A 25,580-nucleotide genomic window follows, 5' to 3' on the forward strand; every position below is an offset into this window, starting at 1 on the left:
ATGGAGCTTTTTAGATTAGCCAATGCCAAATATATTGAGGATTTATCGGGTACAGGTGCCCGATTATATGGTGGCAGGTGGAATAGTGTTGGCACTCCGGCAGTTTATTTGACTTCTTCAAAATCGTTGGCAGTTTTAGAGGTTTTGGTACATTTAAATCCAGCACTTTTTCCTGATGATTTTTGTATGGCAAGTTTTGAGGTACCTGATGATAGTTTTACAGCTTTGTCTATAGAGAAACTTCCGACAGATTGGAAAAATAATCAGGAACAATTACTTAAGCGATTTGGCGACGAGTTTATCCGTAAGAATGAATATCTAGGTTTAAAAGTCCCTTCTGCAATTGTTGATGATGAGTTTAACTATATTCTAAACCCAAATCATCCATTGATGAATAAAGTTAAAATAAAATTGGTGAAGCCTTTTATTTTTGATAATCGTTTAGTTTAACTTATCAATAGGTTACATCCTCTGATATCGCTATTATCAAACCTACCCAACACCTCAAAAGTATTATCGTTATAACATTTACCTAAATCTTGAGTTGCAATAAATGAACAAGAGTTGATATTGGCTAAATCTATTACGTTAATACCGCCAGTTTTCTGTTGCTCTAAATAGGTCAAGGGGTCGTTTACATCTCTTATCATGACTTTCATCCAAGGGGGGCATTCAAAGATTCCATTTCCTTTAGAATAAGCTTGAGATAAAAGCTCGGTCATTCCATATTCAGAGTGTATATGTTTAACACCAAAACCATTACAAAGCTTTTGGTGTAACTCTTCTCTTATCATTTCTTTTCTACGCCCTTTCATTCCACCAGTTTCCATAATAATCAACTCGGGGAAATGTATTTGGTAGGCTTCAATAAAATCTAGTAAAGCGTAGGTTACGCCTATTAAAACGGTTTTCTGATTTTGCTTTTTTAATTTTTCTAGTTTGTTAAAAAGCAGCTCGTGGTCGTATAATAAAAATGAACTTTCTGGGTGCTGACTTATCTTAATCAAATCATCAATCATATAAATTAATGATGAGCCTTCTCTTTCCAAATAATTTGGTAGTAAAGCCAAAAAACAACATTCAGAAGCAAAACCATAAAATAATTCGAAACTTTGTTGATAACTATTCTCATAATAGCTAACATCTTGTACAAAATGTTTACTTGTAGAAGTACCAGTAGTACCAGAACTACTAAAAATAATTTCTGCTGTTTTATTTGGAGCTATAAGTTCGTGAGTTTTAAAAAACTCTATTGGTAGAAATGGTATAACTTTATACGTTTTGATGGATGACCAATTTGGATTTAAGTGTTGTACAAATTCTTGATATACAGGGATATTTCTCATCTGAAAGTTAAAAACTTCTAAAGCCAATTCATTAAATTGGGCTTCAGTTTTAATTTTGAAAATATGTTCCCTATCTATGTTCATAAGCTGCAAATATAAGCATTAGCCATACGAAGCTTAATTTGATAAAACAAAATTATTAACAAATAGAAATTTGTTTAAATGTATTAATATCAATAAAGTGTTTTATTTGTTGATATAATTTCAAAAAAAATAGCTTTTGATAGTTAATATTGTAGTGTTTTTGTTGAAAATAAGTGTTTTATTTGTGCTAGATAATCATGATATTAGAAAAAAACAATTGATAATATGAAAGAACAAGAGCCTAAAGGCCTCCCTATAGAGTTAACCTCAGAAGATTTAGAACAAGAAATACAACATGTTAACAACCCCATTGTAGGTTTAAAGCCTATAGAGAAAAAATATTTAGGTAAGGTAACAGAAGTTAGACAGGAAAATAACCGTTATATATTTAGTGATGGAGATGCTTCTGTTGAGATAAGAGTAGTAAGCGATGAGATTATTAAGGTAAGAATGGCGCCTCATAGTGTATTCTTAGAAGAATTTTCTTACGCAGTACCAAAGTTAGACCAACGTGTGGCAGTTTTCACCTTTACTGAAGAAGATGATAGGTATGCCGTTTCTACCAATACGGTAACTTGCTTTATCAATAAAGCAGATTTTAGAATCTCTTTTGCTGATAACGAAAGTAATATCATTAATGAAGATTTCCAGGCGATGCATTATGAAGAAAATGTACAGTTTGGTGGTTATTATGTGTATTGTACCAAAACTTGTTTCCCCGAAGAAAGTTTTTATGGTTTGGGCGATAAACCTACGGATTTTAATTTAAGAGGTAAGCGTTTCCAGAATTGGAATTCAGACACTTATTCTTTTGCTAAACATCAAGATCCTTTATATAGAAGTATTCCATTTTATATCAGCTTGAATAAAGGTATTGCCCATGGTATTTTTATGGATAATACTTTTAAAACTCATTTTGATTTTGCGCATGAAGATGCTGGCAAAACTAGTTTTTGGGCAGATGGTGGCGAACTCCAATACTATTATATCCACGGCCCACACATGATGGATGTTGTGAAAAGATACCATACCCTAACAGGAACACATAAATTACCTCCGATTTGGGCTTTAGGCTATCATCAATGTAGGTGGAGTTATTATCCAGAATCTAAATTGGAAGATTTAGCAGATAATTTTAGGAAAAGAAAAATTCCTTGTGATGCCCTGTATCTGGACATAGATTATATGGATGGTTACCGTTGTTTTACCTGGAATAAGAAATATTTCCCTAATCCTAAAAAGATGATTAAGGAGCTTTCTGATGATGGTTTTAAAACGGTAGTTATTATAGACCCAGGAATTAAGGTTGATAATAATTATTGGGTATTTAAGGAGGGTAAAGAAAATAAATACTTCTGCAGAAGAAGTGATGATTACTTTATGGAAGGTCATGTTTGGCCAGGTCGTTGCCAGTTTCCTGATTTTACCAACCCAGAAGTAAGACAATGGTGGGGAACTTTATTTAAAGAGCTTGTAGAAGTTGGGGTTGCAGGCGTTTGGAATGATATGAATGAGCCTGCCGTATTTGGTTCAGGTACTTTCCCTGATGATGTTCGTCATCAATACGATGGTCATCGTGGCTCTCATCGTAAAGCACATAACGTTTACGGTATGCAAATGGTAAGGGCAACTTATGATGGTTTAAAACTCCTACAAAAAAACAAAAGACCATTCACCATTACCAGAGCAGGTTATGCTGGTGTACAAAGATACAGCAGCGTATGGACAGGCGATAACGTAGCAACTTGGGAGCATCTTAAAATAGGAAGTATTCAAATGCAACGTTTATCGGTATCAGGAATTCCTTTTGCTGGTACAGATATAGGTGGTTTTAGTGGCGAGCCTTCTGGCGAGTTATTCACCAGATGGATACAATTAGGCGTATTCTCTCCATTTATGAGAGCTCACTCTGCTGGCGATACTGCCGAGCGTGAGCCATGGAGTTTTGGTCCTGAATTAGAGGATATCAACCGTAAATTTATCGAGTTACGCTATAAACTTCTACCATATATCTACTCTACATTTTGGGAGCATCATCGTTATGGTTTCCCAATTTTACGTCCGGTAGTGATGATAGAGCAGCATAATCCTACCAACCATTATCGTGAAGACGAATTTACTTTTGGGGATAAAATTTTAGTTTGCCCAGTTCTTCAGGAAGGTGCAACTAGCCGCAGGTTATACTTGCCAGAGGGCCAATGGTTTGATTATTGGACACATGATAAGATTGAAGGTGGTAAAGAGTTAGATGTGTTAGCGCCTTTAGATTCTATGCCGATTTTTGTAAAAGCAGGTTCTGTTATTCCAGAATTCCCGGTAATGCAGCATGTAAACGAGTTTGAAGTAGAAGAAATGATTTTCCAAGTTTACTATTCTGATTATGAGGTGAATTCATTCTATTTTGAAGATCATGGAGATACTTTTGCTTACGAACAAGATATTTATCTGGAGAAGAAGTTTGTAGTTAATGGAGATAAAAAATCTATGCTGATTAAACAAAGTATAGAGGGTTTATTTACACCTCGTTACGAAACTTACGATTTAAAAATTATCGGGCTTCCATTTAAGCCATCTAAAGTAGTGATAGATGGTAAAGATTATACCGGAGATCTTGCTTTTGATGATTTAAAAAGAGTTAGGTTAAAAGTGAACAAAAACTTTAGACAGGTTCAAATCTTTAAGTAATAAACAAGAAAGCCGGATAAAAAATCCGGCTTTCTTTATTTAAATCTGTACCCTAAGGATAAGCCTAAATTATTATGATACATAGTATTGTTGTTGTTTGGGCTAACATCATAAATACCAAGTCCTAAACTCAAACCTAAACTCAAACCTTTTTTAAATTCATAACCAAGCTGAATATTAGCGCCAAAATCTAAGTTTTTAAAATCATCCTCAGTACTATTACCAAAATTGGTTTTTTCTTCTTCTTTTAAAACTAATTCTAAGCTATTGCTAGAAATGGTTGGCAGCATAAATAGTTCCGTTTTAATTTTACCATTTATACCGATAGCTGCATAAGGTCCTGCACCAATAAAAAAGTTACCTTTCCCAGCATTAAATCTAAAAAGACCATAAATAGGAATTTCAATATAGTTACCTTTAATATCGCTTCTTAAAGAAAAAAACTTCCCAACATCATCTATGCCGGTAATATCCTGTTTAAATCCTTTAACAATATAATTTAAGCCTCCTTGTAAATAGAAAAGTTTTCCAACATGATGTTCCGCAAAACCACTTATCGTAAAGGACGAAATACTATTTATATCTAAATTGATATTTGATGGCGTAAAAAGTGTTTCTGTTACAATAGAAGCATTACTAGATGTAACTCTTACTCCATAGGTGAATTTTTTAGGGCTATCTTGCGCCAAACTTTTAAAGTATAATAAAGCCAAAAAGGGTAGAAGTAGTTTTGTTTTCATTAAATTAATTTTTGTTAAAAATATGATTTTATTTATTTCCTGATAAATTATTCTTTCAATCGCAATCCTTTTCATAAATTGTACATGTAAAAACAGCGTGGCTTGTTTATTGCTTAAATCCATCCAAAAAAAATCAAACAAGAAAGCATCAACTATAAAATTATTCATGGCAAAAAAAACTAAAGAAATAGATACAACAGAGGTTAAGAAAGAAGTAAAGAAAAAAGCACCTACTGTAAAGAAAAAAGCTGTAGTAGAAAGTGCAGGGGTAGAAAAAGTGAAAAAAACAGCTATAAAGAAAGTTGCTAAAGCCAGTGAAGAGTCATTACCATTTCATGACTTTCAAGTTAAATATTATTCAAAATTTACCGATTTTGATATTAGTTTATTTAGAGCGGGGAAGCATTTTAAGTTGTATGAAAAATTTGGCTCGCATGTTCTAGCGCTTGATGGTGTTGTAGGAACTTATTTTGCTGTTTGGGCTCCAAATGCACAATATGTATCGGTGACAGGTAATTTTAATGGTTGGGACAAAGGTTCGCATCCGTTGATGGTAAGATGGGATGGTTCTGGTATATGGGAAGGTTTTATCCCAAAAATTGGTAATGGCGAAATTTATAAATATTTCATCAGTTCTTTTAGTGGTGAGGAAATGGAAAAAGCTGATCCTTTTGCTTTAAGAAGTGAAGAAGCTCCAAAAACAGCATCTATAGTTTGGGATACTTGGTATGAGTGGAAAGACCAAAACTGGATGAAAAAAAGGCATCAACATAATGCGTTGAATAAACCTATGTCTGTTTATGAAGTTCATTTTGGCTCTTGGGCTCGTGGTCCAGAATCTCCTGATCAATTTCTTTCTTTCAGAGATATGGCACCAAAATTAGTAGCTCATGTTAAAGAAATGGGTTTTACGCATGTAGAATTTATGCCTTTGATGGAACATCCATTTTACCCGAGTTGGGGTTATCAAATAACGGGTTATTTTGCCGCTACTTCCCGTTACGGTACGCCACAAGATTTAATGTTCTTAATAGAAGAGTTTCATAAAAACGATATAGGCGTCATATTTGACTGGGTACCTTCTCATTTTCCTGGAGATGCCCATGGGTTATACAAATTTGATGGTACACACCTTTATGAGCATGCCGATGAACGGAAAGGCTTTCATCCAGATTGGAAATCATATATTTTTAACTATGGAAGAAATGAAGTAAGAGCTTTTCTTATTTCAAATGCCTTGTTTCTACTAGACCGTTTCCATACAGACGGTTTACGTGTTGATGCCGTAGCATCGATGCTATATTTAGATTACTCCAGAAAAGAAGGGGAATGGATTCCTAATGAATATGGTGGAAGAGAAAATCTGGAAGCTATCTCTTTTTTAAAAGATTTTAATGAGGCTGTTTATGCTCATTTTCCTGATGTACAAACCATTGCAGAAGAGTCAACATCTTTTGGTGGCGTAAGTCATCCTACTTTTACAGGTGGCTTAGGCTTTGGACAAAAATGGATGATGGGTTGGATGAATGATACCCTTAAGTATTTTAAAAAGGATCCAGCACATCGCAAATTTCATCATCAAGACTTAACATTTAGTACCGTTTACGCTTTTAGCGAAAACTTTATGTTACCACTTTCTCATGATGAAGTTGTACATGGTAAAGGTTCTTTGATTGATAAAATGCCGGGAGATGAGTGGCAAAAGTTTGCTAATCTAAGAACATTATACGGTTATATGTGGACACATCCGGGTACCAAGTTATTATTTATGGGTGGCGAGTTTGCCCAAACAAAAGAATGGAATCAGCAGTATTCTTTAGATTGGCATTTGTTAGAATATGCTCCGCACCAAGGCATCAAAAAATTAGTTACCGCACTTAATAAACTTTACAAAACAGAACCTGCCATGTATGAACGTTCTTTTACAGGTACAGGTTTCGAGTGGATTGTAAATGATGATGCTGAGAACTCCGTTTTGGTATACGCTAGAAAAGGTAATAATCCTAAAGACGATTTAATTGTGGTCGTAAATTTAACTCCCGTTCCTAGAAATCAGTACAGATTTGGTGTTACCAGACCAGGCAATTGGCATGAAATTTTTAATTCTGATGATGAACAATATTGGGGTAGTGGTTTAAAAAATCCTCATACAATAAGTGAAGCTCATGGTAGCCATTGGAAATCAAATTCAATAAAAGTTAATATACCGCCTTTAGCAGTTGTCGTATTTAAAGCTATTTAATAAAAAGAGGAGCTTGTTTTAAATTACTTTCATATAAATGAGTGCCAACCGCAAGAAGGTACTCGATAAGGTAATACGCTTTCAGGAAACAAGCTCCTTTTGTATTTTAAATCTAATGATAACAGCAAATTTACCCTTAACATTGGATGAGCCCATCTTAACAAAACCATTATTAAAAGTGTAAAAAAAGAGTAGCGCATTTTAATGTTACTAGCATGACTTTTTTAATCTTTTTTAATTTCCGCATTTAGTAAGAATTCATAATTTTGCACACTTATCAAATAGCTTAGATGAGCGACTCTATTAAACACGAATGCGGAATTGCATTCATCCGCCTACTCAAACCATTATCATTTTATCAGGAAAAGTATGGAACATCACTTTATGGCTTAAACAAGCTGTATTTATTGATGGAGAAACAGCATAACCGTGGACAAGATGGCGCTGGTATTGCCACCATCAAACTGGATATTAAGCCAGGAAATAGGTATATCAGCAGGTACAGGTCTATGGAGAAAAATGCTGTTCAAGATATTTTCTCTTACGTGATGAAGAAATTTGCTGCTGTAGAGAAAGAAAATCCAGCTTTACTGAAAGATGCGAATTGGTTAAAAGAAAATATCAGTTTTACCGGCGAAGTATTATTAGGACATTTGCGCTACGGTACACATGGTAATAACAGTGTTGAAGCTTGCCATCCTTTTCTTCGTCAAAATAACTGGATGACACGTAACCTTGTGATAGCTGGTAACTTTAATATGACAAATGTTGATGAATTATTGCAGCAATTGTATGACTTGGGCCAGCATCCAAAAGAACAAGCAGATACTGTTACCGTACTTGAAAAAATAGGTCACTTTTTAGATGATGAAAATCAGGAGCTTTTTGATCATTTCAAAAAAGATGGATATGATAATGCTGAAATTTCTCGATTAATAGCTCAGCATCTTGATGTAGGGAAAATTTTAAGAAAATCTGCTAAAACTTGGGATGGTGGTTATACCATTAGCGGTATTTTTGGTCATGGTGATGCTTTCATATTAAGAGACCCAGCAGGTATAAGACCAGCATTTTATTATCAGGATGATGAGATTGTTGTTGCAGCATCAGAAAGACCTGCATTACAAACGGCTTTCAATATCAAAATAGGTCAGGTTAAAGAAATACAACCAGGACACGCTTTAATTATTAAAAAAGATGGTACTGTAACAGAAGAAATGTTTACAGAGCCAGTAGAGAAAAAATCATGCTCTTTTGAGCGTATTTATTTTTCTAGAGGTAGCGATGCAGATATTTACAAAGAGCGTAAAAAACTAGGCCAGTTATTATGCGATAAAATTCTAGAACATGTTAACCACGATTTGGAACATACTGTATTTTCTTATATCCCCAATACTGCAGAAGTAGCTTTTTATGGTATGGTAGAAGGTTTACATACCTATAACCGTAAAATACAAAGAGATGCCTTGGTAAATAGCCGACATAATCTTACTGATGACGATTTAGATAGGATTTTAAAGACAACGCCAAGAGTAGAAAAGTTAGCAATCAAGGATGTAAAGATGCGTACTTTTATTACTCAAGATGCAGATAGAAGCGATATGGTTTCTCATGTTTATGATACCACTTATGGTTTAATTAAGCGTGATGTGGATACATTGGTAGCTTTAGATGATTCTATTGTAAGAGGCACAACACTAAAACAAAGTATCCTAAGAATTTTTGATAGACTTGGTCCGGTTAAGATTGTTATTGTTTCATCAGCACCGCAAATAAGATACCCTGATTGCTATGGTATTGATATGAGTAGGATGGGAGAGTTTGTGGCCTTTGAAGCAGCGATTAAACTCTTAAAAGAAAGAGGCATGGAGCAATTGATACATGATGTTTACGCAAAATGTAAAGCACAAGCCAATGCTCCTAAAGAAGAGGTTATCAATCATGTAAAAGAAATATATGCACCTTTTACACCAGAAGAAATCTCGGCTAAAATTGCCCAAATTATTACTCCACCAGAAATTGGTGCTAAAGTAGAAGTAATTTATCAAACCTTGGAAAACTTACACGAGGCTTGTCCTAACCATTTAGGCGATTGGTATTTCTCTGGAAATTATCCAACACCGGGAGGCAATAAAGTTGTAAACAGAGCTTTTATGAACTGGATGGAAGGCAAAAATGCAAGAGCATACGTATAGTTTTCTATAAACTTTTCAGGAGAAAGTCGGTTGGAGTAAAGCTCTAACCGACTTTTTTTATTGGCATACATTATGATTTTAAAGGGTATGATTTCATTAACCAAATTTTCGACTATAGTATTTTTTGTGCTGTTGTTTACTGCCTGCACAGAAAATAAACTCAGTCAAATTGATAAAGCAAAGTATGAATCGCTAATAAGAGAAAATGACAGCTTAAAAAAGCTTTTAAATGCTCGAGATAGCTTGATAAAAGTTCAAGAGCATACAAAAATCAAAGACACAATTAGCAAACAAACTTTAAAAGCCGGAAAACATCCTATTACTTTACAGTGGATAAGTTGGGATAAACCTGGTTATGTTGAGGTAACTCCTGTAGCAAATGGTTGGTATCTGATAGCAGGCACTCAAAACAATACAAATGGAGATTATCTTAAAATAGAAGGCAAAATAAGGCGCTTAAATGAAAAAGAACTTGAGTTTGAAGGTAAAATAGAAACTTTAGTAAGCAGTATCAACAATGGCGAGCCTTGTATAAAAGAAGGTAAACAAACCTTTTATGGGAAAGGAAATCGTAAATACTTTAGATTACAAAATATGACCAGCTGCGAAGGCGGTATGGTGGTAGATTATATTGATATCTATCCAGGAACAAGCAGCTTATAATTAAATTAAGGTTTCGGTAAATATCAGGTTATAAACCAATTTTAAAGCAAAGGTTATGATTAAAATACCTGCTATCCTGTTTACTTTTTGGATGGTTTGCTCTCTTATTTTATGCCTTAAACGATGAGCAAAATAGGCTTTTAAAGTATCCATCCCAAAAAGGGTAATTAAGATAGTTCCAAAAAATGGGATAATTTGTTCGCTTTTAAGCTCTCCGTTTAAAGAGTAAATGCCGCTGGTAACACTTATCCAATACAATAAAATAAAAGGATTGAAAATGCACATGAAAAATCCCTTAAGAAAATATCCGGCATTTTTCTTTGAAGAGGGAATATGTTCATAAGTGATTTTAACTTTTTTCAACAAATAATAAAGCCCAATTCCAAAAAGAATGGCACTTCCTAATATCCCGATAGGTAAACGATATTTGTTCTCAAAATTAAGTAAAGAAGAGCCAAATAAAGTTACAGCTACATAAACGGCATCAGAAATGACTACTCCTAAAGCTAAAGAAACGCCTGCATGAAATCCTTTCTCAATACTCGTTTTAATCAACGCAAAAAATACGGGTCCTGTTACAAAAGAGAGCACTATTCCTAATCCTATACCCGAAACAATTAATTCTAACATGTAATAAAGGTTCTTTATGTGATGCTATGATGCGAATATGCAATTTTATTGGTTAAAATTAACTGTAAAATTACATTCGTTACAATTCAAATAAATTTTAGAAGGATAAAAGTATAAGGCGAGTTTGATTATACCAAACTACATAATCTAAAAATTAACGTTAAAGCTTAAGGGTTATTACTATTTTAGCGCATCAAATAAATAAGCAGGAAACATTTAAGTATATATGAAACTAAGTTTTGATTCTATATTCATGAATTTAGCTTCTGATTTAGCAAGGCGTTCGCATTGTGTGAAAAATCAAGTAGGGGCGGTACTTACAAAAGATACACGTATTATATCTATAGGTTATAACGGCCCACCAGCAGGTACGCATAATTGCGATGAAGAATGGCCTCAAGACGGTTGCCCAAGAGATTCTAGAAATAGCTGCTCTTTAGCTTTGCATGCCGAGGAAAATGCTATTTTATACGCTGTTAAAAATGGTACACAAATACAAGATGCTACTTTGTACACCACTTTATCGCCTTGTATTGCTTGTGCTAGATTAATTTTATCATCAGGCATTAAGCATGTGTATTTTAGAGATTCTTATGCAGCTTATAAAGGTTTACCTTCTGATGAAGGCGTAGATTTTTTAAATAAGTTTGGTGTAGTTTGTGAAAAACTAAAAGAATAAAACAGGCAAGTTGTATGATAAACAACTTAACCTGCTTCTTTTGCGGGGTTTAAAGATTTTTATTTGATACTAGCAGGTAATGCAATATCTACATTTTGCAATTGTAAAGTAAAAGTCACAGCCGCACTGGTTGTAATTTTTCCTTTATCATCATAAGCTTTAGCAGTTATAGTATTAGAGCCAGCAACAAATGGAGCACCTTCAACATAAGTGGAATATCTTCTAGAATAATTTATAGCGGTGGTTTCAGTAGCTGAAATGGTTATACGGTCTTTAGAAAAGGATAATTTTCTGCTATCAGGAATAGTTTCTGTAGCTACTAAAGTAGTGCCTCTGTAAAATTCTACTTTAGCAATAGTTCCATCGTTATCATACGCTTCAGCTGTTATCTCAACATAAGGTTGAGAACCAACATAGGTATAAGTTGTGGTAGGTGAAATAATACTTACAACCGGGGCTTGGTTGTTGTCTTCGTCTTTTTTACAAGAAAATAAGCTTAATACTAAAGCTAAGGATAGTGTGGTTTTAAATAAGTTTTTAATCATAACGTTTTTGTTTAAAATGATAAGGCAAACTTATATAGTTAACAAACACGCTGTACTACCCGAAATGGGTAGGTTTTGTTAAATTTTATAAGCTAAAGCTAAAATTAAGCGGTTAGTTAATAATAATTATCATCTTTCATTTGTTAAGTTAAAAGTAATGGCAGCACTGGTAGTAACTTTACCTTTGTCATCATAAGCTTTTGCGGTTATGGTGTTAGGTCCTGTAACAAAAGGCGCACCTTCTATAAAAGTTGAATATCTCTTAGAATAGTCAATCTCTATTACACTTTTTGAAATAGTTATGCGATTTTTAGCTGAAAATGATTTTCTACTATCAGGAACTGTTTCTGTTGCTACTAAAGTGGTGCCTCTGTAAAATTCCACTTTAGCAATTGTTCCGTCATTATCATAAGCTTCTGCAACTATGTCAACATAAGGTAAAGTACTGTCATGATAATATGTATCAATAGGCGAAATAATACTTACAATAGGAGCTTGGTTGTTGTCCTCGTCTTTTTTACAAGAAAATAAGGTTAAAGCCAAAGCCAAAGACATGGCAATTTTTGATAAGTTTTTAATCATAATATTTTTGTTTTAATTAATTAAGCAAAAATATCATGAAGTATTAAACGCTGTACTACCCGAAATGGGTAGGTTTTTTTAATTATAATTTTTAATAAAATGATAATAGAACGTAATCCCTTTTTTAAATTCGGTTACTTTTATTCTTTCATTCACACCATGAAAACCCTCAGGATCTGTAAAAGGAGTAAACCTGAAAACTTGTGTAGTTAAATCGCCAAAGAACCTACTGTCTGTAGCACCCAATACCAAATAAGGTGTTACAACAATATCTTCTTGAAAAGCACTTATGGTTTTTTGTAAATAAGCAAAAGTTTTATCATCAACCTTAGCAATTTGTGCTGTGGCAGAGCTGCCTTGCCTTAAGGTAATTTCAATATCAGGGTTGTTAATTACTTTTTTTACATGATTGATGACTGCCAAAGTATCAACCCCAGGTAATGTTCTGAAATTTATAGTAGCACTAGCCTCACCTGGGATAAGATTTTCTTTTAAACCCGCATTAAAAATGGTAGTAGCTGTGGTTGTTCTTAAAGTAGCACTCCCGGCAGCGGTTTTTTCATAATTACTTTTAATGATAGATGAAAATAGCCAACGGTTGGCCATTGCCATTTTACTAACAAAAGGCATTTCAGGGCCAACATAATCCATAAAGAGATTGGTTACCGGACCTAACTCTAAAGGGAATTGGTTTTCTTTAAGCTTTACCACAGCTTTGGCAAGCTCATCAATAGCGGTTTGTTTTTCTGGCATAGAAGAGTGGCCACCAGCTATTCTTGCTTTTAAATCTACTGTAACATAACCTTTTTCTGCAATGCCAACAACAGCAGCTGGTTTATCTAAACCTGGTACTTTATAATGGGTAATAATACCGCCTTCATCCAAAACCATAGCAGGTTTTATCCCTCTTTGCTTAAATAATGATGCAATAACTTTTACACCTCTTTTGCCTGTAACTTCTTCATCGTGGCCAAACACAAAATAAATATCGTTTTCTGGGATAAAATTATCTTTCAAAAGTAGCTCAACACTTTCCAAAATGGCTATCAAGCTTCCTTTGTCATCAATAGTTCCTCTACCATAAATAAAATCATCTTTTAACGCACCAGAGAATGGGTCGGCATGCCAATTCTTTCTAGTAGCTTCTTCAACAGGTACAACATCTTGATGAGCCATTAAAATGATAGGTTGTAAGGCCTTGTTTTTACCTTGCCAATGTAATATCAGGCTTAAGCCGTTAATTTTTTCTAGTTTTAATTTAGAAAAAGTTAAAGGATAAACTTGCACCAAAAAAGTATGAAAATCTAAAAATGCAGCACTATCTATTAAGTCAGGACGATCATAAGAAATGGTTTTAAATTGAATAGCTTTCTGTAAATTTTGTATACAAGTTTGAGGTATATTTATAAATTCTGCGGGTTCAGTATTTATTTGCTTGCTTTTAAAAGTGAAAGTATTGATTAAAACTACTGCTCCTAGCAAGATAACACCCACAACAAGCATAGATGATAATTTTTTCATTCCATTTAGATTTTCTACAAAATAGGAAATTTTTATTACTATCAAATCAGATAAGGTTTTGGAAAAGCCCCAAATTATAGCTAAACTTATTTACCTTATTTACTAGTTACAAAGCTTTAAATTTTTACCTTTGCGCATGCAAGAGAAAATCCTCATTTTAGATTTCGGCTCGCAATATACCCAATTGATAGCCCGTAGGGTAAGAGAGCTAAATGTTTACTGCGAAATCCACCCCTTTAATAAGGTTCCAGCAATTGATGAATATACAAAAGGTGTTATCCTATCTGGGAGCCCATCTTCTGTAAGACAAGCCGATGCCCCACAAGTAGATTTCAAACAATTTCATGAGAAACTACCTTTGCTAGGTGTTTGTTATGGAGCACAATATATGGCACAACATTCTGGCGGACAAGTAGTAGCATCAGAAATTAGAGAATACGGAAGAGCAAATTTGGAGTACATTCATGCTAATAATCCTTTATTACATGGTATCCCTGCCAAATCACAAGTATGGATGTCTCATGGAGATACCATTAAAGAAATTCCTTCAAATTTTGAGGTTATTGCCAGTACAGATACCGTGAAAGTTGCTGCTTACCAAGTAAAAGGGACACAAACTTATGGTATACAATTTCATCCAGAGGTAACCCATTCTACTGATGGGAAGCAGTTATTGCAAAACTTCTTGGTAGATATTTGTGGCTGCTCACAAGATTGGACTCCACACGCTTTCGCGGATATTACCATAGATGATTTAAAAAATCAATTAGGTGATGATAAAGTGGTTTTAGGTTTATCTGGCGGGGTTGATTCATCTGTTGCGGCATTGCTTTTGCATAAAGCTATTGGCAAAAATTTACATTGTATTTTTGTTGATAATGGCTTATTACGTAAGAACGAGTTTGAATCTGTTTTAGAATCTTATAAAGATTTAGGTTTAAACGTAAAAGGTGTTAATGCTAAGCAGTTATTTTACGATGCACTAGCTGGTTTAACAGATCCTGAGCAGAAAAGAAAAGCCATAGGCCGAGTTTTTATTGAGGTTTTTGATGATGAAGCGCATCAAATTTCTGATGTAAAATGGTTAGCACAAGGTACCATTTATCCGGATGTGATAGAATCAGTATCGGTAAATGGTGGTCCATCTGCAACTATAAAATCTCACCATAATGTGGGTGGTTTGCCAGATTTTATGAAGCTTAAAATTGTTGAGCCTCTAAAATCATTATTTAAGGACGAAGTTAGAAGAGTTGGTAAAGCACTAGGTTTACCAGAGAATATCTTAAACAGACATCCTTTCCCGGGGCCAGGTTTAGGTATCAGAATATTAGGAGAAGTTACTCCAGAAAAAGTAGCTATCTTACAAGAAGCAGACTATATCTACATAGAAAACCTAAAAAAAGCAGGTTGGTATGATAGAGTTTGGCAAGCAGGAACTATTTATTTGCCTATACAATCTGTTGGGGTTATGGGAGACGAAAGAACTTACGAAAACGTTGTAAGTTTAAGAGCTGTAGAATCTGTAGATGGTATGACTGCCGATTGGAGCCATTTACCTTACGAGCTACTAGCTAAAATATCTAATGAAATTATCAATAATGTTAAAGGTATAAACCGGGTAGTGTATGATATCAGTTCTAAACCGCCTGCTACCATTGAGTGGGAGTAGGGTTTATGTATTACTATTTTTAGCTTTCTTGGCGGCTTGTTCGCCAAAAACCACTCCTAAAGTTGTAGAGCGTATAGAGCCCGCACCAGATAGAGAGATTAAATTAAAGCCAAAACTAGAAACAATACCCGAAGATAAACCAGCAGAAAAGCCAGAAATGGTGATTTCGCTGGTTCTTCCTTTTGAACTTTCCAGTATCAACCATCAAACAGCTGGTTTAAATGATATTGCCAAAGCAGAAATTGCGATAGATTTTTATCAAGGTTTTAAGATGGGTTTAGATTCTGTAGCAAACAATTTAGGGGGTAACTTTAAATTACAGGTTTACGATTCTAAAGATGATCCTGCTAATATTGCTATTCTAGCAGCTAAAGCAGGTATCAAAAATTCCGATTTAATTGTTGGACCTATTTTCCCTAACGGGATAAAAGCTTTTGCCACATACAGTAAAAATATGCAGAAACTGGTGGTTTCTCCCTTAGCAGCAACAGGTCCGGAGCAGTTTAACAATCCTTATTTAATTACCATTAACAATTCTTTAGAACAGCATACCTTAAGTGCTGTTAATTTTATAAAATCTGATTTAAAGCCTCGAAAAATCATCATGATAAGAAGTGGCCAAACAGATGAGTTTAAATTTGCAGTTCCGTTTAAGAAATATCGCGATAGCTTATTAAAACAAACTACTTTTTCTGAAATAGGTATAAAAGCTGTTGGTTACGAGAATGTTTTTAAGCATTTAAATCCAGTAGGTTTAAACGTTATTGTTTTGCCAGCTACGGATAGAAACTTCCTGCTTTCTATCACAAAAGAATTATTAAAACTAAGTACAAACTTTCAAATTGCAGTTATTGGGCATCCAGGTTGGGAAAAGTTACAGTTTCTAGATGCCATAACCATGCAAAAACTCAATACACACATTACTTCATCTTATAAAGTAGACTACAAAACCACTAGGGTAGAGCAATTTCTGTCAAAATACAGGGCAAGATATAGTTTAGAGCCTAGTGAGTATGCCATCAAAGGTTTTGATATTGCTTATTATTTTGCTTCTTTAATGAGTAAAAATGGTAAAGCTTTCGCTGATGACTTGATCAAAACATCGTTAGAAGGTTTACACAACCAACTCGATTTTGTGAAGGATGCTAAATTAGGCTACTATAACCAAAGCTTAATGATTTTAAAGTATCAGGATTATCAGCTTAAAAGGGTTAAATAAATGAAAGCTATTCACCAATTGGCTACGGTAGAGCAAATTTTAGCCCATTACCAACAAGACCAACCTTTGCATCGTTTTTTGGCTATATACTATCGTCAAAACAAGCAAATGGGGTCTAAAGACCGTAAAATAGCTAGTAGGTTGGTTTACAATTACTTTAGGCTTGGTCATGCACTTCATCAGGAAACTTTGCTTAACCGCTTAATTATTGCCGAGTTTCTTTGCAATACCATTAGCAATTCTTTTATTGCTTTTTACAAGCCAGAATGGGAAACTGCTGTTAATTTAACTCTTGAAGAAAAGCTTATTATAGTAAAACAAGAGTTTCCTGCTTTCGATGTTTTAGATATTTTTCCTTTTCATAAACATCTTTCAGAAGGGGTAGATTCAACTTTATTCTGTAGTAAAATTCTAGTACAGCCAGATTTATATATCAGAGTTAGAAAAGGCTCAGAAAAACGTTTTACCAGCACTTTATTAAATGCCGAGATTAATTTTCAGCATCTTGGAGGGCAAACCTACGCCTTAGCAAACGGCACAAAACTAGATCATTTATTTCCAGATAAAGGCTTATACGAAGTGCAAGATTTATCCTCTCAGCAAGTAGGACATTACTTTAAACCCCAAAAATGGGATAAGTGGTGGGATTGCTGTGCTGCATCTGGTGGTAAATCATTGCTCGTACATCAGCAGCAGCCAGATATTAAACTTTTAGTTTCTGATATTAGGGCTTCTATTTTAGATAATTTGGATGAACGCTTTTTACATGCAGGCATCGGAAGCTATCAGAAAAAAGTGCTGGATTTAACCTTAGACCAATCCTTATTCTTGCATGATTATGAGTTTGATGGTATCATCTTAGATGCACCTTGTAGTGGTTCTGGTACGTGGGGAAGAACGCCAGAAATGATCAGTCAATTTCAAGAACATACGATACAGTTTTTTCAAGATTTGCAGCGTAAAATTATCCGTAACGTTATATCTTACCTAAAACCAGGTAAGCCTCTTATTTACATCACCTGTTCGGTTTTTAAAGAAGAAAATGAGGCTCAGGTTGCTTGGATGCAAGAAGAGTTTAAATTACAAATAGAGAGTCAGGAACTTATCAAAGGTTATCAGCATAAAGCTGATACTATGTTTGTAGCTAGGTTAGTTAAATAGTTTTATTAATTTTAATAAGAAATTAATTGTTTCTTTTCGATAAGAAAATTAAACCTGCTAAATCATAATATCTCTAGGATAGCGAAAAATACTATGCAAAAAACCACCATGAAAAGAGAGCTAGGGCTGCTAGACTCTACAATGATTGTAGCCGGCTCTATGATAGGCTCTGGAATATTTTTAGTAAGCTCTGATATAGCCAGACAAGTTGGTTCTCCAGGTATTATCCTTTTAATTTGGCTTATTACAGGTGTTATTACCTTAATAGCAGCTTTAAGTTACGGAGAGTTAGCAGGTATGATGCCGCAAGCAGGTGGTCAATATGTTTATTTAAAAGAAGCCTACAATCCCATGATTGGTTTTCTTTTCGGATGGACGGTTTTTACCGTTATACAAACCGGAATTATTGCTGCTGTAGCCATTGCATTTGCTAAATATACCGCAGAGATTATCCCTTTTTTCGATCAAAAAAATATTTTATTCAGTTTAGGAGATTTTAGCTTAAATCATACACAACTGTTAGCTATCATTATGATATGCTTTCTAACCTTTATCAACCTACAAGGAGTGAAAAGTGCCAAGCTGGTACAAACAATTTTCACTATTGCGAAGCTATTGGCTTTATTAGGGCTTATTATAGCAGGTATTTATGTTGGTTTAAATAGCGAAGCTTTTTTTCTAATTTGGATAATTTTTGGGCTCCTTACCAAACTAAAGTGAACGAAGATGGAACAATTTCTACAGAGCTACTTGGAGGTGTTTTACTTTTTGGTGCCATGGGAGCTGCCATGGTGGGTTCTTTATTTTCATCAGATACTTGGAATAACATTACCTATATTGCCGGTGAGGTGAAAAATCCTGAAAAGAATATTCCACTGAGTTTATTGTTTGGAACTTTAATCGTAACCATACTTTATATCCTGGCCAATGTGGCTTATTTGATGCTATTGCCTGTAAGTGGTTTGCCAGATGGGGCTACGGTTTTAGAACGCGGAATCATGTTTGCCTCACAAGATCGGGTAGGTACGGCAGCGGCTTCAGTTATTTTTGGAAGTGCAGCAGCAGCTATCATGGCTTTATTGATTATGGTATCTACTTTTGGTTGCAATAATGGTTTAATACTTTCTGGGGCAAGGTTGTACTATGCCATGGCTCAAGATGGTGTGTTTTTCAAAAAAGCGGCAACTCTAAATAAAAAAGATGTACCAGGTTTTGCGCTTATCCTACAAGCTTTTTGGGCTGCTTTATTGTGTCTATCTGGTACTTATGGGCAGTTATTAGATTATAGTGTCTTCTCTGCTTTATTATTTTACATTATCACCATTGCTGGGATATTTGTGTTGAGGATAAAAAGACCAGATTGGAAAAGACCGTATAAAGCTTTTGGCTATCCTTTTTTACCAGCGCTATACATCTTGTTAGCTTCTGCTATTTGTATTGATTTACTCATTTACAAGCCAGATACTTGTGGCTGGGGTTTAGCTATTGTTGTTTTAGGAATTCCAGTTTATTATGTTTGGAAATATTTTGATAAAAAATAAACTCAATTTACCCTATGAAAAAACTTTTATTGATGTTGGTGATAGCTTTTGCTACAGCCAAAAGTTTTGCACAAACTGAAGCTCCGAAAATTGAAACACCTCCTGTTACTAGAGAGATTACTGTGGTAGATTCTACTGGTTTACCTTATTCTACAGAGTATTGGAATAAAGCAGTAAAATCAGGTAAATATAAATTAGAGCGTAGGTATGAAATGGGACAAAAGCCTGTTTTTTTGCTTAAAGAGCGTACAGAAGATGAGATTGATGCGCAATTAGCAAAAGCTCCAAGACCACGTTTAAGTACTTGTTTTAAAGATGGAGACACCTTTAAATATTCTAATTTAACAGATATTAAAGGTAAGAAAATAGCTGCTAAAGATTTGGTAGGGAAAATTTTAGTGATAAACTTTTGGTTTGTTTCTTGTCCGCCTTGTAGACAAGAAATACCAGAGTTGAATGATTTGGTTAAGAAATTTTCCAACGAAAAAGATGTGATTTTTGTAGCTATAGCCTTAGATCAAGCTGAAAGTGTAGAAAATTTCTTAAAGCTGTTTCCTTTTAATTATTCTCAAGTTCCTGATGGAAGGTATTATGCAGATAAATTTAGAGTTACCCAATATCCAACACATGTGATTATAGATAGAACCGCGAAAGTAAGTTTTCATTCCGTAGGTGGTGGTGCGGTTAATACTTATTGGTTAAAGAAAACCATCAAGAGCTTATTGTAATTCTCATCTTGATATCATCTATGATATAATCTCGTCATAATCCATACATAATTGTTAATTTTGCCGCCTGTTAATAATTTGTGGAATGAATAAAAATGTAAAAGTAGGTATAGTACAAATGTCTTGCACTTCAAACAAGCAAGAAAATCTAGATAAAGCCATCCAAAAAGTCAGAGAAGCAGCTGCAAAAGGTGCTCAAATCATTTGTTTACAAGAACTTTTTACTTCCTTATATTTTTGTGATGTAGAAGATTACGACAATTTTGCCTTAGCAGAATCTATTCCTGGTCCCTCTACAGATGCTTTACAATCACTAGCTAAAGAATTGGGAGTTGTGATTATTGCTTCACTTTTTGAGAAACGTACTGAAGGATTATACCATAATACTACCGCTGTTTTAGATGCTGATGGAGCTTATTTAGGGAAATATCGTAAAATGCATATTCCTGATGATCCTGGTTTTTACGAGAAGTTTTATTTTACTCCGGGTGATTTAGGCTATAAAGTATTCAAAACTAAGTTTGCCACTGTTGGAGTGTTAATCTGCTGGGATCAGTGGTATCCAGAAGCAGCAAGAATTACCGCTTTAATGGGAGCCGAAATTTTATTTTATCCAACAGCTATTGGTTGGGCAACCACGCAAGATGATGCAACTAATGAAGAACAACACAATGCTTGGCAAACCATCCAAAGTTCTCATGCAGTAGCTAATGGTATCCATGTAGTGGGAGTAAACAGAGTAGGAGTAGAAGCCGGAGTAAAATTTTGGGGAGGCTCATTTATTGCTAATCCATTTGGGAAATTATTATATAAAGGCTCTGTAGACCAAGAAGAAGTGCATGTGCAAGAAGTAGATTTAGCAAAATCCGATAGTTACAGAGTTCACTGGCCTTTCTTAAGAGATCGTAGAATTGATTCTTACCAGCCTATTGTTAAAAGATTTATTGATGAAGAGTAGATGTCCGAAGTCGGAGGAACGAAGACGGAAGTCTATAGCGTTTTAAGACTTAATATTATGGCTTTTAAATTTGAAGGGCTCAAAGTTTGGCAAAAAGCAATTGATTTATCATTTGATATTGATTTGCTCACAAAATCTTTTCCAAAAGATGAACTATATGTTTTGACTTCTCAGATTAAAAGAGCTTGTGATTCCATCTCTCTAAATATTGCAGAAGGAAGTACCGACCAATCTAATGCTGAATTTGCAAGATTTTTATCTTATTCAATTCGCTCAAATATTGAGGTAGTAAGTTGTTTGCATTTGGGCAAAAGAAGAAATATCATTAATCAAACTGATTTTGAAAAGCTCTATACAGAGTGTGAACAAATTCATTTTATGCTAGTTGCATTAAAGAAATCCTTAAAATAAATGAGTAAAGAAAATATAAATCAAACTTCATACTTTAGACTTCGGTCTTCGGACCTCAGTCTTCCGACTTCTTACTACTTCCCACCAGAGTGGGCGCCACATGAAGCAACATGGTTAACTTGGCCGCATAAAGAAGCTAGTTGGCCCGGTAAAATAGATAGTATTTATAAGCCCTATGCTCAATTTATCCAAATATTAAGTTTAACAGAAAAAGTTAGAATCAACGTAAGAGATGAGGAGATGAAGGCTTTTGCATTAAAACATATCGAGGCAGCTGGAGTTGATTTATCTCAAATAGAGTTTTATTTTAATCCTAGTAACGATGCTTGGTGCCGAGACCACGGGCCGGCTTTTTTGATTAACCCAAATGCAGAGCAAAAGAAAGTTATTGTAGATTGGAATTTTAATGCTTGGGGTGGTAAATATCCTCCTTTTGATTTGGATGATGTTATCCCAACTAAAATAGCCAAACATTTTAATATTCCCGTTTTTCATCCAGGAATCATTATGGAAGGTGGTTCTGTAGAATTTAATGGTGCTGGAACTATTTTAACATCTAGAAGTTGCTTGTTAAATGAAAATAGAAATCCACATTTAAATCAAGAACAAATAGAAGAATATCTTAAAACCTTTTACGGTCAGGAACAAGTACTTTGGGTGAGTGATGGCATCGTAGGAGATGATACAGACGGTCATATTGATGATACTGTAAGATTTGTGAATGAAAATACTGTTTTAACTGTAGTTGAGGATAATCCGGAAGATGAAAATTACGAACTCTTACAAACCAATTTAAGAGAGTTAAAAGAAATGCGTTTGTTAAATGGTGATGCGCTTAATATTATAGCATTACCCATGCCAGATGCTGTTATTTTTGAGGATACGCGTTTACCAGCTTCTTATGCTAATTTTTATATCAGTAATGGCCATGTAATTGTACCAACCTACCGTTGCGATAAAGATAAAATTGCATTGGACATTATAGCTAAATGTTTTCCAGACAGAGAAACTATCGGGATAGATTCAACAGATATTATTTGGGGATTAGGAAGTTTTCACTGTTTAAGTCAACAAGAACCTTTGGTATAAGATTAACTATAAAAAAGCCTCGAAATGGTGAATTTCGAGGCTTTTTTATGTTGTATCGTATTTTATTTTCTATAATAAGCTGCTGCTTCTGGCAGATATTTTTTAATATCATTGATTCTAGTAGCGTCACTAGGGTGAGTGCTTAAAAATTCAGGTGGTTTTTGACCGTTACTTTTGGCCGCCATTCTTTGCCAAAAATCTATAGCACTTGCAGGGTCATATCCGGCCATAGCCATAAAAGTTAAACCCAATCTATCTGCTTCTGATTCTTGTTTTCTGGAGTTTGGTAATAAAACCCCAGCTTGTGCACCAATACCAAAAACCTGTTGGAAAACACCATATCCAGCTTCTGATTTGGTTACCGCAGCACCAGCTAAAGTACCTAAGCCTTGCGCTATCATAGTTTGTGAGTAACGCTCGCTTGAATGTTTTGCAATAGCATGAGCAATTTCATGCCCCATAACTGTGGCTAAGCCAGCATCTGTTAAAGTTACAGGTAAGATGCCTGTATATACAGCAACTTTACCGCCCGGCATACACCAAGCATTAACATCAGGACTTTGAACCAAGTTAAATTCCCATTGAAAGCCAGCAATTTGATTTCCATAACCATTATCATTCATGTATCGGGTTACGGCTGCCGCTATTTTATTACCAATGTCTTTAACTTTTCTGCTTTCTGCTGTATTGTTAACAACTTTATTTTTTGGATCAGATAAGAACTCGCGGTAGCTTTGTGCCGCCATTTGGTTCATTTCGGTATCGCTTACTAAATTTGCTTGCCTTCTTCCTGTTAAAGGTACTGTAGAACAAGCTGTAAAAATAGCTGTAAATGCAGCTACTGATAAAATTTTGATGGTTTTGTTCATATATAATGAATAAAAATTATTTTTTCTTGAACAGATTTACTTTGGACTCTCGGCCTCGTAATAGTCTTTCTATGTTTTTCTGATGTGTAACCAATATCAAAACACAAATACACATCCCGTAAATAACAATAGCTTTTACTGAAACTTGGTATACGAAAATAACACTCAACGGAAAGGTAAAACCTGCCGAAATAGAGCTTAATGATACGTATTTACTCAATAAAAGTACAACTGTAAAAACCAGAACACAAAGCAATGCTGCTGGCAGGTGAACGGCTAAAATCATACCAAAGAGTGTTGCAATACCTTTACCCCCTCTAAAACCAGCAAAAACAGGAAAAAGATGTCCCATCACAGCAACTATACCTAAAGCTAATTGGTAATTTACGTATTGAACAGAGTGCTCTGGTCCGGTAACAGATAGTCCAATAAAATAGGCAAGATTAGTAGCGGTCCAACCTTTTAAGATATCGATAATCATCACAGGAATACCAGCTTTTTTACCTAATACCCTAAATGTATTGGTTGCTCCGGCATTACCACTACCATATTCTCTAACGTCTATCCCGTAAAAAGCTTGTCCTATCCAAACTGCTGATGGGATAGACCCCAAAAGATAAGCTAATAATATTGCTCCTAAAGAATATATTGATATCATGTATGTGCAATTATATTAAATAGCTTTTTCTTTCTTGTATAAAAATGAAAATCATTTTATGAAATTAAAGCTTTAAGACTCATATCCAGGCTTTTAACAGAATGTGTTAATGCGCCCATAGAGATGTAATCTACACCACAAAGGGCATAATCTATGGCGTTTTCTGGTGTAATACCGCCAGATGCTTCTGTTAAAACACTTTTATTCACCAACTTAACAGCGGTTTTTAAATCTTCAAAACCAAAATTATCTAATAAAATTCTGTCTATGCCGCCGCATGCTAAAACTTCTTCCAGTTCTTTAATATTTCTTACCTCAATCTCAATTTGTAATTTTTTTTGATGTTGTTTGATATAAGATTGTGCTGCTTGTATGGCATTTTTAATTCCTCCGGCATAATCCACATGATTATCTTTAATCAAAATCATATCATAAAGACCAAAACGGTGGTTAACGCCTCCTCCAATTTTAACAGCAAGTTTTTCTAGGTAACGTAAATTAGGAGTGGTTTTTCTGGTGTCTAAAACTTGGGTTGAGCTACCTTTTAATTTTTCTACAATTTGGCTAGTGGTTGTAGCTATACCACTCATTCTTTGCATGGTATTTAAAACCAATCTTTCCGCCATTAGAATAGAACGTACATGGCCACTCACAATTAATACAATATCACCATACTTAACTTTTTCTCCATCTTTAATAAAAACATCTATTATTAAATTTGCATCAACTTCTTTGAAAATTTCTAGGGCAATTTCAACACCAGCTACTATTCCTTCATCTTTAATCAAAAGCTTAGCTTTCCCTTGTGCATCTGCCGGTATGGTTGATAAAGAAGTATGATCTCCGTCTCCAATATCCTCAAATAGGGCTGTTTTTATAAATGTAGTAATGATTTCTTTATCCAGTTCCATAAAATTTTGAAAGCGCAAAAGTATAAAAATTTAAAACTGTTGCTAAGCTTTATTTTCTTCTATCCTGATTTGGTTAATTAAGAATTTACCGCCCATATTTTTAAGCTCATAGCTTACCCTAAAGTTACCTTTCGAAGTATTTAGAACTAACACTCCAAACTTATAATTTGCATTGGAAATTACTTTATGGATAATTTTAGAAGAAATTGGAGGATGTTTAAGAAAGAAATCTTTTAAAATAATTTCGGCTTGTGAGCCAGAGTATATTTCTTCCTCATTTAAGATACTTAATTCTATAGTAGAGGAAAAATACTTTGATAATTCTTTACTATTACCAGTTTTAAAAGCATTAGAAACTTCATCAATAACATCAAAAGAGAGCGCCGTTTTAAATAAAAAAAGTAACAAAATAGTGAATGCTGGTTTCATAAATGTTTGATTAATGAGTTAAAAC

25 protein-coding genes are annotated in these 25,580 nt (G+C 34.5%); 15 read left to right on the top strand and 10 right to left on the bottom strand.

The window, feature by feature from the left end; translation table 11 throughout:
• Nucleotides 1-450 carry an RES family NAD+ phosphorylase gene (locus B2745_RS06805; RefSeq protein WP_304064593.1) on the top strand — a complete coding sequence of 150 codons (450 nt, stop codon included), beginning with the start codon at nt 1-3 and terminating at the stop codon, nt 448-450.
• On the opposite strand, the gene B2745_RS06810 is transcribed toward B2745_RS06805, so the two are convergent.
• On the bottom strand, nt 447-1,430 hold the full coding sequence (locus tag B2745_RS06810) for an acyl transferase (protein WP_304064594.1): 984 nt from the start codon (nt 1,428-1,430) through the stop codon (nt 447-449). The genes B2745_RS06805 and B2745_RS06810 overlap by 4 nt on opposite strands.
• Before the next feature lie 225 nt (nt 1,431-1,655).
• Here B2745_RS06810 and B2745_RS06815 point away from each other — a divergent pair, with 225 nt between their 5' ends.
• The gene (locus B2745_RS06815; RefSeq protein WP_304064597.1) at nt 1,656-4,115 is read left to right on the top strand and encodes a glycoside hydrolase family 31 protein; all 2,460 of its coding nucleotides are present in this window, start codon (nt 1,656-1,658) and stop codon (nt 4,113-4,115) included.
• Between the two features lie 35 nt (nt 4,116-4,150).
• Here B2745_RS06815 and B2745_RS06820 read toward each other — a convergent pair whose 3' ends face one another.
• The gene (locus tag B2745_RS06820; protein WP_304064600.1) at nt 4,151-5,023 is read right to left on the bottom strand and encodes an outer membrane beta-barrel protein; all 873 of its coding nucleotides are present in this window, start codon (nt 5,021-5,023) and stop codon (nt 4,151-4,153) included.
• On the opposite strand from B2745_RS06820, the gene glgB reads away from it, so the two are divergent.
• The 3 genes from glgB to B2745_RS06835 all read left to right on the top strand — a co-directional run bounded on the left by glgB (nt 5,022) and on the right by B2745_RS06835 (nt 9,955).
• Nucleotides 5,022-7,097 carry a 1,4-alpha-glucan branching protein GlgB gene (gene glgB / locus B2745_RS06825; protein WP_304064602.1) on the top strand — a complete coding sequence of 692 codons (2,076 nt, stop codon included), beginning with the start codon at nt 5,022-5,024 and terminating at the stop codon, nt 7,095-7,097. The genes B2745_RS06820 and glgB overlap by 2 nt on opposite strands.
• A 410-nt stretch (nt 7,098-7,507) precedes the next feature.
• Nucleotides 7,508-9,292, top strand: coding sequence for an amidophosphoribosyltransferase (locus tag B2745_RS06830; RefSeq protein WP_304064605.1), 1,785 nt, complete (start codon nt 7,508-7,510; stop codon nt 9,290-9,292).
• Between the two features lie 87 nt (nt 9,293-9,379).
• Nucleotides 9,380-9,955 (top strand): hypothetical protein, encoded by a 576-nt coding sequence (locus B2745_RS06835; RefSeq protein ID WP_304064607.1) that lies wholly within the window; start codon nt 9,380-9,382, stop codon nt 9,953-9,955.
• On the opposite strand, the gene B2745_RS06840 is transcribed toward B2745_RS06835, so the two are convergent.
• On the bottom strand, nt 9,956-10,585 hold the full coding sequence (locus tag B2745_RS06840) for a LysE family translocator (RefSeq protein ID WP_304064609.1): 630 nt from the start codon (nt 10,583-10,585) through the stop codon (nt 9,956-9,958).
• 226 nt (nt 10,586-10,811) lie between these two features.
• Here B2745_RS06840 and B2745_RS06845 point away from each other — a divergent pair, with 226 nt between their 5' ends.
• Nucleotides 10,812-11,264: a deoxycytidylate deaminase gene (locus tag B2745_RS06845; RefSeq protein ID WP_026902628.1), complete on the top strand. Its 453-nt coding sequence runs from the start codon at nt 10,812-10,814 to the stop codon at nt 11,262-11,264.
• A 59-nt stretch (nt 11,265-11,323) separates the two neighbouring features.
• Here the strand turns inward: B2745_RS06845 and B2745_RS06850 are convergent, their stop codons facing one another.
• The 3 genes from B2745_RS06850 to B2745_RS06860 all read right to left on the bottom strand — a co-directional run bounded on the left by B2745_RS06850 (nt 11,324) and on the right by B2745_RS06860 (nt 13,912).
• Complete coding sequence (locus B2745_RS06850; protein ID WP_304064611.1) at nt 11,324-11,809, bottom strand: Ig-like domain-containing protein; 486 nt, start codon at nt 11,807-11,809, stop codon at nt 11,324-11,326.
• Between the two features lie 129 nt (nt 11,810-11,938).
• A complete protein-coding gene (locus B2745_RS06855) occupies nt 11,939-12,391 on the bottom strand; it encodes an Ig-like domain-containing protein (protein WP_304064614.1) in 453 nt (150 codons plus the stop codon).
• A 78-nt stretch (nt 12,392-12,469) separates the two neighbouring features.
• A complete protein-coding gene (locus B2745_RS06860; RefSeq protein ID WP_304064616.1) occupies nt 12,470-13,912 on the bottom strand; it encodes a M20/M25/M40 family metallo-hydrolase in 1,443 nt (480 codons plus the stop codon).
• A 136-nt stretch (nt 13,913-14,048) separates the two neighbouring features.
• On the opposite strand from B2745_RS06860, the gene guaA reads away from it, so the two are divergent.
• From guaA to B2745_RS06905, 9 genes are all read left to right on the top strand, one after another.
• On the top strand, nt 14,049-15,581 hold the full coding sequence (gene guaA / locus B2745_RS06865; RefSeq protein WP_304064618.1) for a glutamine-hydrolyzing GMP synthase: 1,533 nt from the start codon (nt 14,049-14,051) through the stop codon (nt 15,579-15,581).
• Nucleotides 15,538-16,800 carry an ABC transporter substrate-binding protein gene (locus B2745_RS06870; RefSeq protein WP_304064621.1) on the top strand — a complete coding sequence of 421 codons (1,263 nt, stop codon included), beginning with the start codon at nt 15,538-15,540 and terminating at the stop codon, nt 16,798-16,800. Before guaA ends, B2745_RS06870 begins: the two co-directional genes overlap by 44 nt.
• Nucleotides 16,801-17,961 (top strand): RsmB/NOP family class I SAM-dependent RNA methyltransferase, encoded by a 1,161-nt coding sequence (locus tag B2745_RS06875; RefSeq protein WP_304064624.1) that lies wholly within the window; start codon nt 16,801-16,803, stop codon nt 17,959-17,961.
• Between the two features lie 108 nt (nt 17,962-18,069).
• Nucleotides 18,070-18,681 carry an amino acid permease gene (locus B2745_RS06880; protein WP_304064626.1) on the top strand — a complete coding sequence of 204 codons (612 nt, stop codon included), beginning with the start codon at nt 18,070-18,072 and terminating at the stop codon, nt 18,679-18,681.
• Nucleotides 18,645-19,502, top strand: coding sequence for an APC family permease (locus B2745_RS06885; RefSeq protein ID WP_304064628.1), 858 nt, complete (start codon nt 18,645-18,647; stop codon nt 19,500-19,502). Before B2745_RS06880 ends, B2745_RS06885 begins: the two co-directional genes overlap by 37 nt.
• Nucleotides 19,503-19,516: 14 nt before the next feature.
• Nucleotides 19,517-20,230: a TlpA family protein disulfide reductase gene (locus B2745_RS06890; protein WP_304064629.1), complete on the top strand. Its 714-nt coding sequence runs from the start codon at nt 19,517-19,519 to the stop codon at nt 20,228-20,230.
• A gap of 85 nt (nt 20,231-20,315) precedes the next feature.
• On the top strand, nt 20,316-21,188 hold the full coding sequence (locus tag B2745_RS06895; RefSeq protein WP_304064632.1) for a carbon-nitrogen hydrolase: 873 nt from the start codon (nt 20,316-20,318) through the stop codon (nt 21,186-21,188).
• 57 nt (nt 21,189-21,245) lie between these two features.
• On the top strand, nt 21,246-21,599 hold the full coding sequence (locus B2745_RS06900) for a four helix bundle protein (protein WP_304064634.1): 354 nt from the start codon (nt 21,246-21,248) through the stop codon (nt 21,597-21,599).
• Complete coding sequence (locus B2745_RS06905) at nt 21,600-22,688, top strand: agmatine deiminase family protein (protein ID WP_304064636.1); 1,089 nt, start codon at nt 21,600-21,602, stop codon at nt 22,686-22,688.
• Nucleotides 22,689-22,750: 62 nt separating this feature from the next.
• Here the strand turns inward: B2745_RS06905 and B2745_RS06910 are convergent, their stop codons facing one another.
• From B2745_RS06910 to B2745_RS06925, 4 genes are read right to left on the bottom strand one after another with little or no spacing between them, the layout of a single operon-like run.
• On the bottom strand, nt 22,751-23,557 hold the full coding sequence (locus B2745_RS06910) for a M48 family metallopeptidase (RefSeq protein WP_304064638.1): 807 nt from the start codon (nt 23,555-23,557) through the stop codon (nt 22,751-22,753).
• A 16-nt stretch (nt 23,558-23,573) separates the two neighbouring features.
• Nucleotides 23,574-24,215, bottom strand: a complete 642-nt coding sequence (plsY, locus tag B2745_RS06915) for a glycerol-3-phosphate 1-O-acyltransferase PlsY (RefSeq protein ID WP_026902617.1) — start codon at nt 24,213-24,215, stop codon at nt 23,574-23,576.
• A gap of 56 nt (nt 24,216-24,271) precedes the next feature.
• Nucleotides 24,272-25,126 carry a carboxylating nicotinate-nucleotide diphosphorylase gene (gene nadC / locus B2745_RS06920; protein ID WP_304064639.1) on the bottom strand — a complete coding sequence of 285 codons (855 nt, stop codon included), beginning with the start codon at nt 25,124-25,126 and terminating at the stop codon, nt 24,272-24,274.
• Nucleotides 25,127-25,168: 42 nt separating this feature from the next.
• On the bottom strand, nt 25,169-25,555 hold the full coding sequence (locus B2745_RS06925) for a DUF4783 domain-containing protein (protein ID WP_026902615.1): 387 nt from the start codon (nt 25,553-25,555) through the stop codon (nt 25,169-25,171).
• Between the last annotated feature and the right edge of the window lie 25 nt (nt 25,556-25,580).

Origin of the sequence: Pedobacter glucosidilyticus, from assembly GCF_002483235.1 — a bacterium.
Taxonomy (GTDB): Bacteria; Bacteroidota; Bacteroidia; order Sphingobacteriales; family Sphingobacteriaceae; genus Pseudopedobacter; species Pseudopedobacter glucosidilyticum_B.